13 protein-coding genes are annotated in these 19,448 nt (G+C 40.1%); 10 read left to right on the top strand and 3 right to left on the bottom strand.

Features of this window, described 5'->3' with window-relative positions; all coding sequences use genetic code 11:
* Nucleotides 1-38: 38 nt before the first annotated feature.
* The 9 genes from IEE83_RS13100 (at nucleotide 39) to IEE83_RS13140 (ending at nucleotide 13,640) form a co-directional block, all read left to right on the top strand.
* Nucleotides 39-1,334: a M20/M25/M40 family metallo-hydrolase gene (locus IEE83_RS13100; RefSeq protein WP_194121006.1), complete on the top strand. Its 1,296-nt coding sequence runs from the start codon at nucleotides 39-41 to the stop codon at nucleotides 1,332-1,334.
* 265 nt (nucleotides 1,335-1,599) lie between these two features.
* Entirely contained in the window at nucleotides 1,600-3,786 is a 2,187-nt protein-coding gene (locus IEE83_RS13105; protein WP_194121007.1) for a penicillin acylase family protein, read from the top strand.
* Between the two features lie 279 nt (nucleotides 3,787-4,065).
* Entirely contained in the window at nucleotides 4,066-5,703 is a 1,638-nt protein-coding gene (locus IEE83_RS13110) for a TldD/PmbA family protein (RefSeq protein ID WP_194121008.1), read from the top strand.
* A gap of 103 nt (nucleotides 5,704-5,806) precedes the next feature.
* Nucleotides 5,807-7,123, top strand: coding sequence for a TldD/PmbA family protein (locus IEE83_RS13115; RefSeq protein ID WP_194121009.1), 1,317 nt, complete (start codon nucleotides 5,807-5,809; stop codon nucleotides 7,121-7,123).
* 221 nt (nucleotides 7,124-7,344) lie between these two features.
* Nucleotides 7,345-10,083: a M14 family metallopeptidase gene (locus IEE83_RS13120; protein ID WP_194121010.1), complete on the top strand. Its 2,739-nt coding sequence runs from the start codon at nucleotides 7,345-7,347 to the stop codon at nucleotides 10,081-10,083.
* A 1-nt stretch (nucleotide 10,084) separates the two neighbouring features.
* Nucleotides 10,085-11,179 (top strand): alpha/beta hydrolase family protein, encoded by a 1,095-nt coding sequence (locus IEE83_RS13125; RefSeq protein ID WP_228101798.1) that lies wholly within the window; start codon nucleotides 10,085-10,087, stop codon nucleotides 11,177-11,179.
* Between the two features lie 28 nt (nucleotides 11,180-11,207).
* Entirely contained in the window at nucleotides 11,208-12,386 is a 1,179-nt protein-coding gene (locus IEE83_RS13130) for a serine hydrolase domain-containing protein (RefSeq protein ID WP_194121011.1), read from the top strand.
* A 368-nt stretch (nucleotides 12,387-12,754) separates the two neighbouring features.
* Nucleotides 12,755-13,369 carry an RNA polymerase sigma factor gene (locus IEE83_RS13135; RefSeq protein ID WP_194121012.1) on the top strand — a complete coding sequence of 205 codons (615 nt, stop codon included), beginning with the start codon at nucleotides 12,755-12,757 and terminating at the stop codon, nucleotides 13,367-13,369.
* 121 nt (nucleotides 13,370-13,490) lie between these two features.
* Entirely contained in the window at nucleotides 13,491-13,640 is a 150-nt protein-coding gene (locus IEE83_RS13140) for a hypothetical protein (RefSeq protein WP_194121013.1), read from the top strand.
* Nucleotides 13,641-13,654: 14 nt separating this feature from the next.
* Here IEE83_RS13140 and IEE83_RS13145 read toward each other — a convergent pair whose 3' ends face one another.
* Nucleotides 13,655-14,098 (bottom strand): GNAT family N-acetyltransferase, encoded by a 444-nt coding sequence (locus tag IEE83_RS13145; RefSeq protein WP_194121014.1) that lies wholly within the window; start codon nucleotides 14,096-14,098, stop codon nucleotides 13,655-13,657.
* 1,363 nt (nucleotides 14,099-15,461) lie between these two features.
* On the opposite strand from IEE83_RS13145, the gene IEE83_RS13150 reads away from it, so the two are divergent.
* Entirely contained in the window at nucleotides 15,462-17,696 is a 2,235-nt protein-coding gene (locus IEE83_RS13150; protein ID WP_194121015.1) for a bifunctional alpha,alpha-trehalose-phosphate synthase (UDP-forming)/trehalose-phosphatase, read from the top strand.
* A gap of 74 nt (nucleotides 17,697-17,770) precedes the next feature.
* On the opposite strand, the gene IEE83_RS13155 is transcribed toward IEE83_RS13150, so the two are convergent.
* The gene (locus IEE83_RS13155; RefSeq protein WP_194121016.1) at nucleotides 17,771-18,013 is read right to left on the bottom strand and encodes a hypothetical protein; all 243 of its coding nucleotides are present in this window, start codon (nucleotides 18,011-18,013) and stop codon (nucleotides 17,771-17,773) included.
* 325 nt (nucleotides 18,014-18,338) lie between these two features.
* On the bottom strand, nucleotides 18,339-19,409 hold the full coding sequence (locus IEE83_RS13160) for a dipeptidase (protein ID WP_194121017.1): 1,071 nt from the start codon (nucleotides 19,407-19,409) through the stop codon (nucleotides 18,339-18,341).
* Between the last annotated feature and the right edge of the window lie 39 nt (nucleotides 19,410-19,448).

Below are 19,448 nucleotides of genomic sequence, written 5' to 3' on the forward strand. Positions count from 1 at the left end.
TTCCAGAATTATTTATTTGCTTCAATCACTCCATTATTATGAAATATAAGATTTATACTGCCGGTTTACTTGGATTACTGGGTTCTCTTCAATCCGTGTCCTTTGCCCAGAAATTGTCAAAAGAAGAAGTGCTTATCACAAAAAACGTTGAAAAAAATCACAAGGAGTCTGTAAAGTTTTTAGAAGAAACGGTCAATATCAATAGTGGCTCACAAAATCCTGCCGGTGTTAAAAAAGTAGGTGCGCTTTACAAAAAATTGCTTGAAGATATCGGTTTCACTACGACCTGGGTAGATATGCCTGAATCCATGAATCGCGGCGGACATTTGATTGCTGAAATCAAAGGAACAAAAGGAAAGAAATTGTTGCTGATCGGGCACATGGATACCGTTTTTGAAGCGGACAGTCCATTCCAGAAATGGGAACAAAAAGATACCATTGCCGTTGGTCCGGGATCTTGTGATATGAAAGGTGGAAACATGGTAATGATCTATGCCTTAAAAGCGATGAAAGAAGCCAATTTGTTGAAAGACAGACAAATTGTGGTAATCATTCATGGTGACGAAGAAAGTGCAGGATCGCCGATTGAGATCAGTCGCAAGGACATTATTGATATTGCAAAAAGAAGTGATATTGCTTTGGGATTTGAGAATGGAACAGGCTTTAATTATGCTACTGTTGCTCGTCGTGGCGCTAGTGGCTGGTCTTTGAAAGTTTCAGGAAAGCAGTCTCATTCATCAGGGATTTTTTCTGCAAATGCTGGCGCAGGAGCGATTTACGAAACCGCGAGAATTCTTAATTCTTTCTATACAGAATTGCAGGAGCCAAATTTGACATACAGTCCGGGCCTGATCATGGGCGGAACAGCAACCGATATGACGGCAACTTCAATCGAAGGAAAAGCATCCGGAAAAACCAATCTGATTGCCAACACAACGGTTGTAAACGGAGATCTTCGTTTTCTTACCAACGAACAATTACAAAATGCCCGCGCAAAAATGACAGCGATTGTTGGCAAAAATCTTCCTTTGACAAAAGCAGAAATCACGTTTAAAGACGGCTACCCTGCCATGCCTCCAACCGAAGGAAATATGGGTGTGTTGAGCGTTTTGAATAAAGTAAGTTTGGATTTGGGACAAGGCGAAGTGAAAGCATTTGATCCGGGAAAAAGAGGTGCAGGCGATATTTCTTTTGTTGCGCAATATGTTGACGGACTGGACGGCTTAGGCGTTCAAGGCGGCGGTGCCCATGCTCCGGGAGAATATGTTAATCTTAATTCAATTGAAGCAATTGTGAAACGTACAGCGATCTTGATGTTAAGATTAACAAAATAAAGATTGATGAAAATTCAAAACTCTCGATTTTATTAAAGGCGCAGAGCGCCAACATATTTGTAGAAAGTCAAATATGTTTCATTAGATGTAAAGGTGCAGAGCACCAAAATATTTTTGGAAAACAAGCGAAATCTAAATGCGCAATAAAATTGCGGAGCACCGAAATACTTGTAGCGAAAGATTTCCAATATGATCGTAAAGGTGCAGCACACCGCAATAATTTCCGCAATAATCCCAAAAACTGGAAAATAACCCACTTTTTAAAATGAAAAAAATAACCATTTTCGCCTTTCTTGCATTGTCCTTCAATGTGTCAGCACAGACATTTTCTCCAAAAGAAATTAAGGCTTTGAAAAAAGAAGCAGCGCAGATTACTATCGTCAAAGATAAGTACGGCGTTCCCCATGTGTACACAAAAACCGATGAGCAGGCTGTCTTTGGAATGAGTTATGTACAATGCGAAGAATTCTTCGATAAACTGGAATCGTCGTTGATCAGTCGTTTAGGGCGTCAGTCGGAAATAGATGGTGAAGCCGCGATTTATAAAGATCTCTGGACAAGAATGTACACCGATTCTACACGGGCAAAAGCTCTGTACAAAGAATCTCCAAAATGGTTACAGAAACTATGTGACGGATTTGCCGGAGGTGTCAACCTTTACCTGATTACGCATCCAGACAAAAAGACAAAGCTGATCAAGCGCATGGAACCCTGGATGTCGTTGATGAATAATGTCCCTGCTTTGGGTGGAAGCAATATCGACGAGGCTGGTTTTGCTGCATTATATTCCAAAAAAGGACCAAGATTTACTTCTTACTTACCAAGTTTTGAACCAGACAATTTCCGTGAGCCAGCAGGATCAAATGGCTGGGCGATAGCACCTTCGCGTACGAAAAGCAAAAATGCGATGATCCTGATCAATCCGCATTCAGAGTTTTACGGACGTATTGAAATTCAGGTTACGAGTGAAGAAGGTCTTAACTCTTACGGAGCACCATTTATTGGCCAATTCAGCTTGTTCCAGGGTTTCAATGAATATCTTGGCTGGATGCATCCGGTTTCTTTGTCTGATGGGAAAGACTTATACGCAGAAATGGTTGAGCAAAAAGATGGAAAGTATTATTACAAATACAACGGCGAAATGAAAGCGGTTGATAGTACTGAAATCACAATTCCTTATAAAAAAGGAAATGAAATCCTGACTAAAAAATTCACCGTTTACCGCACGCATCACGGTCCGGTAGTTTCTATTCTGAACAAAAAGTGGGTTTCCTTAAAAACCATCGACGGAAGTATTGATCTTCTTGCCATGCATTGGGAAAAAATGAAAGCGAAAAACTTCGATCAGTTTAAAGCTTCTATGGACAAACGTGTGATGACGGGAAGTAACGTCATGTACGCCGACAGAGATGGTAATATCGCTTACTGGCACGGAAACTTCGTTCCAAAAAAAGATCCTTCATTAAACTGGAAACGTCCGGTGGATGGAAGTACCGATGCAACGGAATGGAAAGGAACCTATTCACTGGATGAAATTCCTAACTACAAAAACCCGGCAAACGGATGGCTGCAAAATTGTAATTCAACAGTTTTGTACGCAACCGGTAAGTACGATTCTACGATGGCAAAAAAGCCCGAATATATGTTCCCGGATGGACATACGCCGCGTGCAATGGATGCCATTCGGGTTCTGGATAAGATTCAGGATGCAACCATGGACGATATTATCGCCGCTGCACATGATACCTATTTGCCAAATGCGGCACGTTTCATTCCAAATCTGATCTATTCTTACACGAGTTCAGAAAAGCCAATGCCGGAATTAGCAGGACCGATTGAGGTTTTGAAAAAATGGGATTTCAGAACCGATACAAGTTCGATCGCTACGACACTTGCCGTCATGTGGATTGAAAAAGTGATTGAAATGGACGTGGCCAAATTGGAAAAACCATATACCAACGAAGAAAGATATTCTGTAACGAACGGAGCAGCGGTATCGACGGACAATCTGACTGCCCGCCAAATGACAGATGCTCTCAGAGATATCGTTGCTGAGTTGACAAAAGATTTTGGAACATGGAAAGTAGCCTGGGGAACCGTTAACCGTTACCAGAGAAATCCGGAAGGAGAACTGGGAACCGACAGCAAAAAAAGCTGGCCATTACCAGCAACGCCTGGATACCTGGGTTCTTTGAATGCCTATGTGAGCAAGAAAAGTCCTGACTCGAAAAACCGTTATGGTATCACCGGAAACACTTTTGTAGCCGTGGTAGAATTTGGTAAAGAACTGAAAGCCAAAACGATTTTGACTGGCGGTGCAAGTTCTGATCCGGCTTCGCCACATTTTACAGATCAGGTTGATGGGTATATCAATCATCAATACAAAGACATCTTTTTCTATAAAAAAGATGTCCTGAAAAACGCTGAGAAAACCTATCATCCCGGAGAATAACAAACAAAATCCGTCTGTCAAAAGCAGACGGATTTTCTGGTTTAAAAAAGGTGATTTTTGTTGAAGTACGAATTGGTTAAAGATCAAACTTTTTAATATCCGTCCGACGGCGGGAAAAGCCGTCCGACCGGTATTGAAAACTCTGACAGAGCTAAAAACTTATTCAATCTTTCAGTAATAAAAAGCAGGAATAAACCACACTATCAAAACCAGAACAAAAAACAAAAAATCCAATAAACTCTTAACGATCAAGTAACTCATTTAGTAAAACGATTTTTTATGAACAGAAGAAAGTTTGTTCAGTTATCCGGAATGGGAGCCGCGTTATTTTCCTCCGGAATGGTGCAGGGCAGGATCATCTCGGCAGAAGATTTAATGATGCCAGGCATTGATGTTACCGCAAAAAAACGACTGGCCGACGTAGCACTGAACGCTGCAAAAAGCAAAGGTGCAACTTACGCCGATGTAAGAATTGGCAGGTATTTGAGACAGTATTTTTTTACCAAAGAAATGCGGGTTGAAAATATTGTCAACTCAGAATCTTACGGTTTAGGAATTCGTGTGATTGCAAACGGAACATGGGGTTTCTGTGCAACAAATGACTTGTCGGTTGATAGCATTGCAAAATGTGCAGCGACTGCCGTGGCCATAGCAAAAGCGAATTCTGAAATGCAGGAGGAGCCGGTAATTCTGGCCCCTCAAAAAGGTGTAGGAATCCAGACCTGGAAAACGCCGATCACTAAAAATGCTTTCACAATTCCTGTGAAAGAAAAGATTGATCTGTTGATGAAAGTAAATGGTGAAGCGATCAAAAATGGCGCGACATTCGTAAACTCGAACCTGTTTTTCATCAACGAACAGAAATATTTCGCATCGACCGATGGCTCTTACATTGATCAGGATGTGCACAGAATGTGGCCGACATTCACTGTGACGGCAGTTGACAAAAAAGCTGGGAAATTCAAAACCCGCGACGCGTTAAGTGCTCCAATTGGTATGGGTTATGAATATCTGGACGGACTGGCTTCTGAAAAAATGTCAATTCTGGGAAAACCTACCGTTTATCGTTTTTCTTACGATATGGTCGAAGATGCAATTCTCGCAGCGCATCAGGCGCAGGAAAAACTGACTGCTAAAACGGTTGTTGCAGGGAAATATGATATGATACTGGATCCTTCAAATCTCGGTTTAACGATTCATGAATCCGTAGGCCACCCGCTGGAACTAGACCGTGTTCTGGGCTACGAAGCAAACCTTGCAGGAACCAGTTTTGCGACGATGGAGAAATGGGAATCGAAAACATTTGAGTACGGTAGCAAGATCGTGAATTTTGTTGCTGATAAAACGCAGCCTAATAGTATGGCCGCCGTTGGATATGACGATGAAGGCGTGCCTTGTAAAAACTGGAATCTGATCAAGGACGGAATTCTTGTAAACTATCAGGCAACGCGTGATCAGGTTCATTTACTTGGCGAGAAGGAATCGCAGGGTTGCAGTTTCGCCGATAGCTGGGATTCGATTCAGTTTCAACGAATGCCCAATGTTTCGTTGCAGCCCGGTAAGGAAAAATACGGCGTTGCTGACATGATTAAGGACACAGAAAAGGGAATCTATATCTTAGGAAGAGGCTCGTCCTCCATTGATCAGCAGCGCTATAATTTCCAGTTTAGCGGCCAATTATTTTATGAGGTGAAAAACGGCGAAATTGTCGGGATGCTGGATAATGCGGCATATCAGTCTAATTCTCAGGAGTTTTGGAATTCATGTGCGAAGATCTGTGACAAGGATGATTATCGTTTGTTCGGGACTCTTTTTGATGGAAAAGGTCAGCCTGGCCAGTCGAGCGCGGTATCTCATGGATGTTCGACTTCGCGGTTTAATGGCGTGAATGTGATTAATACAGGGCGCAAAATATGATCTTGATTTTCTTGATTTGAGGATTTAATCAGGATGTCAATTGCATTTTTTTGAATGATTAGATAGATATGCTTTTTGTAAATTATTAAATGAATGATCCCGTATGGAGATTTTAACGAAAGAAGAAGCGAAAAAAATTATAGATAAGGTTTTAGGATATTCGAAAGCGGACGAAGCAAGCGTTGAGCTTACCGGAAAACGAACAGGAAATATTCGTTTTGCGCGTAATTCGGTTTCCACGAGTGCCGAAACTTATAACTTGTCGTTATCAATTACTTCTGTTTTTGGTAAAAAACAGGGTACGTCAACGGTCAACGAATTTGATGATGCATCGCTTGAAAAAGCGGTGAGGCGCTCGGAGGAAGTTGCAAAACTGGCACCTGAAAATGTTGAATACTTGCCTATGCCAGGCCCACAAAAATATCTGGAAAGTAAAGGTTTTCTGGATACTACGGCGAAGATTGATCCTGCTCAGCGTGCCAAGTTTGCGAAGGATAGCATTATTCCTGTTCGTGAAAATAAGCTGACTGGCGCAGGATATTTAGAAGATTCTGCCGGTTTTGAAGCGCTTGGAAATAGCAAAGGTTTATTTGCTTATAACAAAAGTACCTCTGTTGATTTTTCAATAACGGTTCGTACGGCTGATGGTTTGGGATCGGGTTATGGTTCTGGTGATTTCAATGACAGTGCGTTGATGGATACAAAAGTCGCTACCAAAGTTGCGATGCAAAAAGCCATTTCTTCCAGAGGTGCAAAAGCTTTTGAGCCGGGAAAATACACCGTAATTCTTGAACCTACTGCCGCGGGAGAATTGATTTCTTTCATGATCCGCGCCATGGATGCCAGAACGGCTGATGAGGGAAGAAGTTTCCTGAGCAAAAAAGGCGGAGGAACCCGAATAGGAGAGAAGTTGCTCGATGAACGTGTCACCATTTATTCTGACCCAACGGATAAAGATATTCCTGCAAAACCTTTTTCATCAGAAGGGCTTCCTCTTGAAAAAGTTGTTTGGTTCGATAAAGGTGTGGTAAAAAATATGTCTTATTCTCGCTATTGGGCACAAAGTAAAGGTATTGCGCCAATCCTTGCACCAGATGGATTTATCATGGAAGGTGGAACCGGTTCTTTGGAAGATCTGATAAAAGATACTGAAAAAGGAATTCTTGTAACCCGTTTCTGGTACACACGCTGGCTTGACCCACAGACTTTGCTCTACACCGGACTTACGCGTGACGGTACTTTTTATATCGAAAACGGACAGATCAAACATCCGGTCAAAAACTTCCGGTTTAATGAAAGTCCAGTGATTATGCTAAACAATCTGGAAGCGATGGGTAAATCCGTCAGAACCAGAGGCAATATGGTGCCGCCTTTAAAAATCCGCGATTTTACTTTTTCAAGTCTTTCAGACGCAGTATAGCAGCGGCTTTCAGCTATCGGCAGTCGGCTTTCAGATTCTGGTAAAAAATAATTTATTGCCAAAATCTGATTGCCGAATACCGAAAACTGAATATTTAGTCCGAATTGAATTTTGCTGTTAGTAAGTATCTGATTATCAAAAAGCTAAGCAAAACCCAAATCTGAATGCCGATTGCCGAAAGCCGACGGCCTATAAATAACCTTTACTACTTCTAATCCGCTATGATAAAAAAACCTTTTCTCCTATTACTATTCATCATTTTAGCAGGTAATTCGGTTTCATATAGCCAGTCCGTTCCTTCTCCGAAGGATCATTTCGGCTTTGCTATTGGAGATGATTACCAACTTGCCAATTTCACTCAAACGGAAGCTTATTTTAAAAAACTGGCTGACGCTTCGGATCGCGTTGAGTTAACCAGTATCGGTTTAACAGAAGAAGGTCGTAATCAGTATATGCTGATTATTTCTTCTCCCGCCAATTTGAAAAACCTTGCCAAGTATAAGGACATATCGCAAAAACTGGCCCGTGCCGAAGGTATTACTCCCGAGGAGGCAAAATCTCTGGCTGCCGACGGAAAAGCGGTTGTCTGGATTGACGGCGGTTTGCACGCAACGGAAGTTGTTGGTATTCACCAGTTAATAGAAACGGCTTATCAATTGGCAAGTCGCAAGGATGCGGAAACAAACCGAATTCTTGATAATGTGATTGTACTCATGACGCATGCCAATCCGGATGGACAAGAGCTTGTCAGTAATTGGTACATGCGTGAAAAAGATCCTAAAAAGCGTACGCTTGAATTCCTTCCAAGATTATATCAGAAGTATATCGGTCATGATAATAACCGTGATTTTTATATGATGCAGATGAAAGAATCTCAAAATATGGGTCGTCAGCTTTTTGTTGAATGGCTGCCGCAGGTAATGTATAATCACCATCAACGTGGGCCAGCTGGTTCTGTTCTGGCAGGTCCTCCTTACCGTGATCCATTCAATTATGTATTTGATCCATTGATGATTACAGGGATTGATGCACTTGGTGCAGCAATGTATAATCGATTGAATGTTGAAAACAAACCAGGTTATACCCGCTTAACCGGTTCTACTTTTTCTACCTGGTATAATGGAGGTTTGCGTACAACAACGCAGTTTCACAATATGGTTGGTTTGCTGACAGAAATTATCGGTGGGCCAACACCGGAAGATATTCCTTTGGTGCCAAACCGTTTGATTCCAAATGGCGCTACCCCAAATCCGGTAACGCCGCAAACATGGCATTTCAGACAGTCGATAGACTATTCACTTTCTTTGAATTTTTCGGTTTTGGATTATGCAGCGCGTAACTACGACGATCTGCTTTTCAATATTTACCACATGGGAAAAAATTCTATTGACCGTGGAAATATGGATTACTGGACACCATATCCAAAACGCATTGATGCGATCAATGAAGCAATGAAAGCTGGGAAACCTGCCTTAACCGCAAGCACTGCCGCGCCAGCTCCGAAGGTTAATTATTATGATTTAATCCTGAAAGATTCCACGCTTCGTGATGCACGTGGTTATATTATTCCTGCCAACCAGACAGATTTTCCAACGGCTGTTAATTTCCTGAATGCGCTGATTAAAGCAGGAATTCAGGTACAGAAGGCGTCTGCTGATTTTACTGTTTCCGGTAAAAAATATCCCGCAGGTTCATACATTGTGAAGTCGAACCAGGCTTTTCGTCCGCATATTCTGGATATGTTCGAACCTCAGGATCACCCGAATGATTTTCAATATGCCGGCGGTCCTCCGATCCGTCCTTACGATGGCGCGGGCTGGACTTTGGCTTACCAGATGGGCGTAAGTTTTGACAGAATTTTAAGAGATTTTTCAGGTCCGTTTGTCACGTTGCCCTATGGAGAATTGCAGACATTAAAAACGGTCGTTCCTTCGGGTTCGGTTGCTGGTTACGAGCTTAGTCCAGCGGTGAATAATTCATTCATTTTTATTAATGATCTTTTAGCGGCTGGCCTGGAAGTATTCAGAATTTCCAATGGAAAAGAGCAGGGGACATTTTTTGTTCCAGTCTCAGCCAAAGCCAAATCTGCATTGGAAAAATCTTCGGCTCAATTAGGAAGTTCTGTAAAAACAGTTGGAAAACGTCCAACAAATCTGACCAAGGTCGTACCGGCTCGTGTAGCGCTTTGGGATAATTATGGCGGATCGATGCCGTCCGGCTGGGTTCGCTGGATTATGGAGCAATATCATTTTCCAATTCAGCTTGTTTACGCAAAGGATATTGATGCGGGTGATCTGCGCAAAAAGTACGACCTGATTTTGTTCGTAACCAGAGCGATTCCGGGAATTGGAAATGCCAGACCAGGCGCAGAGGAATATGTTCGTAAAGAAGCAAAGGAAGAAGATGTTCCGGCTGAATTTCATAGTAAAATGGGAAGTCTGAGTGTATCGAAATCCATTCCGGCTTTGAAAAAATTCATGGAAGAAGGTGGTTCAGTTTTCACGATTGGAACCAGTACAAGTCTGGCTTATCATATCGGATTACCTGTTCGCAATGCGCTGATGGAAATGACAGCAACCGGTGTTGAGCGCCTTTTGCCAAACGATAAATATTTTATTCCGGGAAGTGTTTTGCAGGTTTCCGTTGATTCGACACAAAAAATCACCTGGGGAATGAATTCGAAAAGCGACATTTATTTTGATTCGAGTCCGGTTTTTAATCTTTCAGTTGAAGCCGTTTCCAAAGGCGCGATCAAGCCATTAATGTGGTTCGACTCAAACAAACCTTTGCGCAGTGGCTGGGCATGGGGACAAGCTTATTTACAGGATGGTGTTGCCGCTTTCGAAGCCAATGTTGGGAAAGGAAAACTGATCGCTTTCGGTCCGGAAATCACTTTCCGCGCCCAATCATACGGCACGTTCAAAGTCATTTTTAACCAACTTTACTCTTCTCCTAATTAACATGATGAAAAAAAATATTCTAATTCTGCTTGGCCTTTTGATCGGTCAGGCAGGATTTGCTCAGGAAAAATCCAAGGCTTCACTTGAAGACCAGGTTAGTAAAATGGCAAAGCAAATTGAAGCCATGCAGCATGATTTCGATCAGATTACCAAGGGAATCGATGATCTGGATTGGCATAATAAACTTGCAGATGTTGCCTTTGTCGATAAAGTAATTATCACCGGTCCGCCACCTGCCGTTATCAAAAATCCAACGGGACAAGGCGCGAAAAATCCGGTTCGGTTTTCGGCTTATGTTTTCATTCCTGCGAAAATCGATGTCAATAAAAAGTATCCTTTGCTTGTGCTTCCGCATGGCGGCGTGCATAGCAATTTCACTTCAACTTATGCCCATATTATCCGCGAATTGATCGCGCAGGAATATGTTGTGGTTGCAGCAGATTATCGTGGAAGTACAGGGTATGGCGCAGGCTTTTATCGCCAGATTGATTATGGCGGTTTGGAAGTGGAAGATGTTAAAAGCAGTCGTGATTATATGATTCAGAACTATGATTTCCTTGACAAAAACCGGGTCGGAATTCTGGGTTGGAGCCATGGCGGGATGATCACACTTTTGAATATTTTCAATCATCCGGAAGATTACGCAGTTGCTTACGCAGGTGTACCGGTAAGCGATCTGGTTGCACGAATGGGTTATAAATCACAAAGTTATCGTGACGCTTATTCAGCCGATTATCATATTGGGAAATCTGCTGATGAAAATGTTGCTGAGTATCGCAAACGCTCTCCGGCCTGGAATGCAGAAAAATTAAAAACCCCGCTTTTGGTTCATACCAATACAAATGATGAGGATGTTAATTCTCTGGAAGTGGAGCATCTGATCAAATCGCTGAAAGCCGAAGGGAAGAAATTTGAATACGAGATTTACAAAGACATCCCCGGCGGCCATACTTTTGATCGTATAGACAACTACGGTGCAAAGGAAATTCGCTTCAAGGTTTACAATTTTCTGGCCGGTTATCTCAAACCGAATAAGAAATTTAAGGATGTAAAAGAGCTGATTCAATCCAGTTATTTTCCTCCGAAAAAGGGTTGAGTAATTTAAAATTTACACGGATTAGTTTATGATTGGTTTAAAGAGAATAGTTTTTGGTATAACGGTTGGGGCCTTTTTTTTAGCATCTCCCGATATCATAAATGCACAGCCAGGAAGATTCAAACATGAAAATTCTGAGGACAAATATGTACTGAATTACTTGCAACGTGTTGCGGATGAAAGTGGAGCGCCGGGTGTTTCTGCTTCCGTGGCGATAAACGGGAAAATGGTTTTTTCAGGTGGCGTTGGTTATGCGGATCTGGATAATAGGGTTTTGCAAAATGGGAAAACGGTGCATAACATCGGTTCTGTTTCAAAGGCTGTGGCAGTGATTGCAATCATGCAATTGGAAGAAAAAGGATTGTTGAGTTTGGATGATGAAATTCAGAAATTCCTTCCTTATTTTCCCAAAAAGCAGAAACCGATTACAATCAAACATATTCTGACCCATACATCCGGAATCAGACATTATGCTGCCAAAGACAATGATAATTTCGGTTTGAAACGAATGAGGCATTATGATAATTTCGAAGAGGCAACTACCATTTTTCGTGACGATTCTCTTCTTTTTAATCCTGGTGCATATTTTTCATATTCCTCTTACGCGAGCAATCTGATGCACGGCATTGTTGAAAAAATAACCGGAATCAGCTTTGAGGAATACATGAAACGGAACATCTGGCAACCTGCCGGTATGTTAGCGACCTGGTTTGATATTCCTTCTCGTGTGATTCCAAATCGTGGAAAAGGTTATGTGCGCGATAAAAGTGGAGTAATCGTTAATCCGGATTATGAAGATACGAGCTACAAATATGCTGGCGGCGGAATCATCGCTTCTTCGGAAGATATGGTTAAACTGTGTATTGCGCTGAACGATGGAGTTTTACTAAAACCTGCTACGATAGCCAAAATGTACACGCCTTATTTTGAAAAAAATCAAAAGGCAATCCATCCATCAAAAGCGGCCGGAATAATTCCGTCCTGGCAGGGACTAATCTGGTTTGTTGGAAAAGACCTGGCCGGAAGAAACTGGTATGGACATAGCGGAACGGTGAAGGGTACGCGTTGCTTCATTATGAATTATCCGGCAGAAGGTTTGGTTGTTGCCATCCAGGCAAATATTGGAAGTATTAAAATCGATGAATATGCATTCCAGTTAGCTCAGATGTATTTGAAGGAAGATGTGAAAATCGAGAAAAAGAAATAGTAAAATCAGTTTTAAATAAACTGACACCAATAATGCTATATGAACGAAGCCAACTTTGATACGGTTGGCTTTCGTTCGTTTTGACCCCAATCGGTTACAATTTGTACAACCTGATGAGATGATTTTGTAACCAATTTTAGGTCAATCTGTTCATTTGAAAACAGTCAGAAACTCCTTTCATAAACATAACAATAATATACTGTACCTTTTATATAATATTTGTATTTTCTATTCAAAAATGGTAAAATTGTTTTGTAAGATTCTTGTTATATGAAATAATAATTGGCATTTCTATTCTCTACTGTTATAATATCTTGCTATTGATTAAAGTGATAAAATTTGTTTATAACTCCTAGCCATCGAAAATAATGTATTTTAAAAACGAGTCTGTTATTTTAAAAAAAGTGTCCGAAGGGGACGAAAAGGCTTTCTCAGAAATATATGCGCGCTTCAAACCTGATCTGTATCGTCTGGTTTATAAAATACTGAAATCCTCTGATCTGGCGAACGATACTTGCCAGGAGGTATTTATTAAAATCTGGGAGGATAGGCATAAACTTACCGAAGTTCACTCGTTCAAAAATTATCTGCTGGTTGCAGGTAAGAATCATAGCCTGAACGTACTTAAAAAGGTTGTGTCAGAAGAAAAAAGGCTTTCAGGTTTTGTTCAGAATTACAGTGACGCACATAACGGGAGTGAAGACAAAGTACAGTCGGATGAGTACCAGAGTTTTCTTCAAACCATACTTGCAACGTTAACACCACAAAGCAAAAAAGTTTTTCAGCTTTGCCGTCAGCAAGGTTTGTCTTATGACGAAGCAGCCGAAAATATGGGCGTTTCAAAAAATCTCATAAAAAAACACATGGTGCGGTCGATGAAAATTATGCGACTTGCCGTGGAAAGAGATTTAGGAATTGCGTTTGGTTTTTATCTGTCTACTTTTTTCGATTTTGCTGAAATGGACCTCCTTATTTTTGCCTGAATCTTTAATTTATGTTCTTTGTTTCTTTGTAATTTATTCACTGCCAGGGTACCCTCACACTGTCAGTTGTTGTCTTACAAGAAACAGAAATATGGAAGAACAAATTTTCCTGGATAAGCTCGTGAGTCGTTATCTCAGTAATGAAGCCACTGCGGAAGAGCTGACGGTTTTCTTACAATTGCTCAAACAAGGCAGACTTGACGAAACCTTCAATCGGATCGTCGATGAAGAGATATCATCCGATGCAGATGATACGAATGAAGCGGATTAGCAATTTTGCATTGCTTATTGAAGGTAATAGTAAAAATGTCCTTCATCTTTTACAAAACCGAATTTTTCATAAAGCGCCTGTGCTTTTAAATTCTCAATGCCGGTTTTTAGCGAAATCCACTGAGCATCCGTTTCACTACCAAATTCTTTAACTTTTTCAAGCAATTTACTGGCGACTCCAAATTTCCTGTATTTTTCGGCAATGAACATGTCATTCAACGTCCATGTTGATTTTATTTTTAATGAAGTATACATTGGGTAAAGCAGCGTGAATCCCATGTATTCATCACTTTCTTCATCAATTGCTACAAATACCACGGCCTGATTTTTCAATAATCTTTCTTCAAGAAATGCGTTGGATCCAACTAAGTCAGACTCTTGCCCAAAGTGAATTCTGTAATCATTAAATATTTCAGCTAGGCGTGATAAATGATGATTTGTGCATTGTTCAATCAGCATGGAGGAAAAGAATTAGTTGATGCGCGAAAATATCTGATAAAATATGAAAACCCATATATTTTTCAACAAACATAAAAAAACCTGCCGAAAAGGGCAGGTTTTTAACTACTCGCAACCGGGATTTATAAAAAATGTATAAGATTTATTTGGGTGCATTCATCATATTTTAATTGTCGAAATGCATACCAAAATAACTTCAAGTATTATTCTGAAATTCTAATAAATAACGGCTGCGATCAAATTAAAATATATCTCAGTAATTGATTTAATCACATTTTAACCAAGTAAAAATAATTGGAAAAAGGTGGACGAGAAATTTTTTGATGAAATATAACAGGGTATTTTACTTCCAAAGTTTAGGAAATTGACCAGTCGTTATTGAGATCGACGAGCGAAATTGTAAAATACAGTTCTGTAAATTGGATAAAATAAAAAGGCCTCGGTATAACCAAGGCCCTTTTGCTAATTATTTAACCCAGCACTCTACATTATTAGGTAACTGTTTTAAAAGTAGAATAAATATTTTGAAAAACAAAATTCTTGTAGAATATATTCCAAATTAAATTCGTAATTATATTACATGTGGCTTTATTAAATGTAGAAAAAGTTCAAATTTATATTTGCAAAAATGAAAGAAAAAATCCCCGCAGCTGCAAGGATCTTTTACTAAATATTTCTCACCTCAAAGCAGTAAACCACTTTGATTGCGTCTGACTATACAAAAATCGTGCTAGCAAATAAATCCAATTTTATAATCGAAGTTCAACTTATTGATATTTAATAATTTGTAGAAAATTAAGATTTAAAAAATACAATAAGTAATTTCTATTTTAACATTATTAATTTTAGGTACTGTGGCAGTATTGAACAAAGCAGGTTTAATCTGTGACGAAGTGTCGCATGACATAGAATTTACTGACAGATTTGTCCTTTACAGAAGCTAGCTAATCACGGAATTTTTATAATATTTATTTGAACAAATATTATGGAATAGAAGATGGAAATAATTTACCGGTAGGTCACAAAACAAAAAAATCCCGGCATATGCCAAGATTATTTGTGCACTACAACACACACTATACACCACCGAAGTGATGCAGATACAAAATTATAGAATTGTCGCTACAAATGAAATAGGTAGATTCTATAATTTTTCAAGAATAAGTGTAAACGTTCTTTCAAAGTACTTGTACTGGAACAGTAATTGCGGTAATTATTTAAAAAACTGATTTTATTCAGTGAAACGAACCAAATGCATCTATTCCAAAAATCAATTTTGGTACAAGGTTTACCTTTTGCATTATTATAAGATTGCATACCTTATTTTAGTGAGGTGCATTTGACAATTAAATGCAACGAACGTATGAATGATTTAAAAAAAGAAAAAACAGGACGATTAATTATTGTTGCCTATCGACTACCTTTTAAAATAATTAACGAAAACGATCAGGTTCAACTTTTCCAGAATTCTGGAGGGCTGGTTTCTGCGGTGCTTTCACTGGTGCATGAGCAGGAAGGATCGCCATTCAATTCTGCTGAAAAAATCCAGTGGGTTGGCTTTACAGAGAATACGCCGGAAGAACTTGAAGGCCAGTCGCTTGCAAATGACAGTTTTCAGGCACACCCGGTATTTATTCCTGCCGACGTAAACGAGAATTACTATGAAGGTTTTTGCAATAATCTGATCTGGCCGCTGTGTCATTACTTTCCGTCTCTCGCCAAATTTGAAGATGAATATTTCGAAAGCTACCAGATAGCTAATCGTTTGTTTTTCGATAAAGTGGCTGAAATTATTCAACCTGACGATGTTGTTTGGGTGCAGGATTATCAGCTGATGCTGCTTCCGGAAATGATACGGGATCGCTTTCCAGACAACAAAATCGGTTTCTTTTTCCATATACCGTTCCCTTCTTTCGAGCTTTTCAGAATGCTGCCTGTAAAATGGCGTAAGGCAATCATTGACGGAATTCTTGGCGCCGATGTAGTGGGATTTCACACAAATGATTATGTGGAATATTTCCTCAAAGCTGCGCGTATGGTTGCTGGTTATGGAAACAAACTTCATTACATCAATTTAAGTAACCGAATCGTGAAAGTTGATTCTTTTCCGATCAGTATAGACTACAAAAAGTTTAACGAAGCATATAACGAACCGGAGATAGCCCGCGAAAGATTGCTGGCCAGGGAATCTTTAAAAGATAAAATCATATTTTCAGTAGACCGTCTGGATTATTCGAAAGGTATTTTACACAGACTACATGGTTTTCAAAGATTTTTGGAGCAAAATCCGGATTGGCACGAGAAGGTTTCCTATGTCATGGTCGTAGTTCCATCACGGGACAAAATTGACCAATACCAGCAGATGAAATCTGACATTGATCAGACTGTTGGACGAATTAATGCCAATTATGGAAATATTAACTGGCAGCCGATAATTTACCAATACCGCTCCATGTCATACGATGAATTGCTGGGAATGTATACAGCCAGTGATGTAGCATTGATTACACCTGTCAGAGATGGGATGAATCTGGTTTGTAAAGAATATGTAGCAAGCCGGAAAGATAGAAAAGGTGTTCTGATACTGAGCGAAATGGCAGGAGCCGCAGCTGAGCTTGGCGAAGCACTGATAATAAATCCGCTTGATAATCAGGATATTGCTGATGCCATTGAAAGAGCTTTCGAAATGTCGGAAGCAGAACAAACAAAACGAATGGACGCCATGCAAACCCGGATCCGGGAGTATGACATATTTGCATGGACCAATGATTTTTTTACACAAATGATTATGCTTGAACAAGAACACGAACGCCTGAGACAGGTGTTTTTAACAAATAAAGGAATTGACGCGATTAGAAAGGCTTATGATTCTTCATCAAACAGGATTTTGTTTTTTGACTATGACGGCACACTTGCGCCTATCGTTCCGGATCCGGCAAAGGCCATAGTATCTGCGGATACCAAAAAAATTATTATGGATCTTGCCAAACGGGATACTGTAATCATCATAAGCGGCAGAGACAGATATTTTCTAAATGATCTTTTCCACGATTTACCGGTTCACATTATAGCTGAACATGGTGCTTTGGTAAAAACAAAGGATAGTGACGAATGGGTTTTGAATGAAGGTTATGAGGAAAACTGGAAAGAAAGCATCCGGCCCATTCTTGATATGTATGCCAAACGTTGTCCGGGTGTATTTGTCGAAGAAAAAGAAACATCACTGGCCTGGCATTACCGGACGGCTGAGGATAAGGAATATGCGTTAAGGCGTGCTCAGGAATTAACCTGGCAGCTAAAAAGTTTTATCCAGCCTGAACTGAATTTGCAGATCATTGAGGGAAATAAAGTAATAGAAGTAAAAAAGACAGCCTTTAACAAAGGAACAGCTGCAAGGGCATTTGTAGAAAATAGCGACTATGATTTTATCCTGGCCATTGGAGATGATACTACGGATGAGGATATGTTTGAGGCATTACCTGAAACGGCGTATACGATAAAAATAGGGGATGATTTGTCGGCGGCAAGAAATCATATTAAAAATCAGCAGGAGGTATTTCACTTTCTGAAATTTATGGTATCTTCATCCGAAGAATAACAACCTAACTAATTTAATAATAAGTTAACAAGCCACGTTCTGCGTGGCTTGCTCTTTTTTGGTCTTTTTGTATTTTATCCGGCCAGCAGATGATCTACGTTTTCCATCTTTACAAAATTGCATCTGAAACCCGCAGAGCGAAGCGCTGATTGAATACTTCGGAAATCAGGAAAATCGGATTGAAGACTTAGCAAAAGATTCTGGAAATCGTACGCCCAGTGTTTTACATTTAATTTTTTCAGACAGTCATGCAGACGTTGGAATGATAATCCATCCTTTAATTTAGCACGAAAAGAAATTTTATATATTGTGCTCATTTGTTATTACCAGTATTATAAATCCAAATGTGTTAAAGATTACAGCAGTTTGCTATCGCTCTACAACATCAAAGGTCACTATTATTTATAATCAATCCAAATAAATATATTTTAATTCATTATAAACAAATGTAATTTTCTTAATAGTAATAAACAGGGATGATTTATGATGAAATCATTAACATGTCGAAATCTTGGCAACAATTAGGCAATAAGGCAATACTTTAACAGAAAAGCGACACATCTCGCAAATGGAGAAATGTCGCTTCTTAAATAATCTCTGTGTAACTCCTTTGGCCTCTTTTTTTCTCTGTTACCTATCTGTTTATACCCAGGATCTTTCCAGAAAATCAACCCAGTTTTTCCACATGATCTGTTCAATATCCTGATCAGAATATCCCCGGTTTTTTAAAATTCCTGTTATACTTTGAAGATCAGCAATAGAATCCAGGTCGCCCGGAGATTGTTCTTTTCCATAAGCACCATCCAGATCTGAGCCGATTCCAACATGTAATGCATTTCCGGCAATCTGGCAAATATGATCTATATGCTGAGCAACATGTTCGATTTTCAAACCAGTACTTTGCGGTGTTGATTTTCCGCGTTCCCAGCCCGGGATCATCATCCAGGCGTCGAAAGCCATTCCGATTACTGCCTTTCTGTTCAGCAATTCCTTAATCATATCATCAGAAAACTGACGGTTATGCGGAACAATTTCGCGGACCAGATTATGGCTTGCCCAAACCGGTCCCTGATAAATTTCCATCGCATCCCAAAATGCACTGTCGCACAAATGTGTAGCATCCAGAATCATTTTTAACCGATCCATTTCAGCCAGCAGATCTTTTCCTTTTTGTGATAAAGGTTGATCGGAATCGGTTCCATACGCGTAGACGCCAGGACCATAATGCGCAGGCCCGACAGCACGAAGTCCGTATCCGTAAGCGATTTCCAGATTTTTTAAAGTAATGAAAGAATCAGCACCTTCAAGACTTAGTATATATCCGATCGGTAAATTTTCTGTTGATTCTGCATTTTCCCAAAGTGCTAGATGTTTTCTTAAGCCGGGTAAGTCATTAATCTGAATCATTTCACCGGCATCTTCCATGGCTTTGTACCAGGCTATTTGCGCCTGTGTCATGGCCCAGGCCTGCGCCTGAGAATTCCAGCCGGGAATTTTGCTGTCTGGTTTTACAAAACGTGCGATCTGAGTGGCAACGCACATGCCTATATTTCCTTTACGCATTTCGGGAAAGCTGACAACACCCAAACCGCGGTCAGGCTTGTCTGTCAGATTTTTTTCACGATCCCGTATCGTATGTAAATCCTGTGTTAAATCCCGATTCCATTCCACAGCATTCATGGACAGATCCAGGTGGGCATCAAATAAAAACATAACTTTTTACAATAATTGAATGAGTGAATTCTGAATGAG

The organism is Dyadobacter subterraneus (assembly GCF_015221875.1).
GTDB classification, from domain to species: Bacteria; Bacteroidota; Bacteroidia; order Cytophagales; family Spirosomataceae; genus Dyadobacter; species Dyadobacter subterraneus.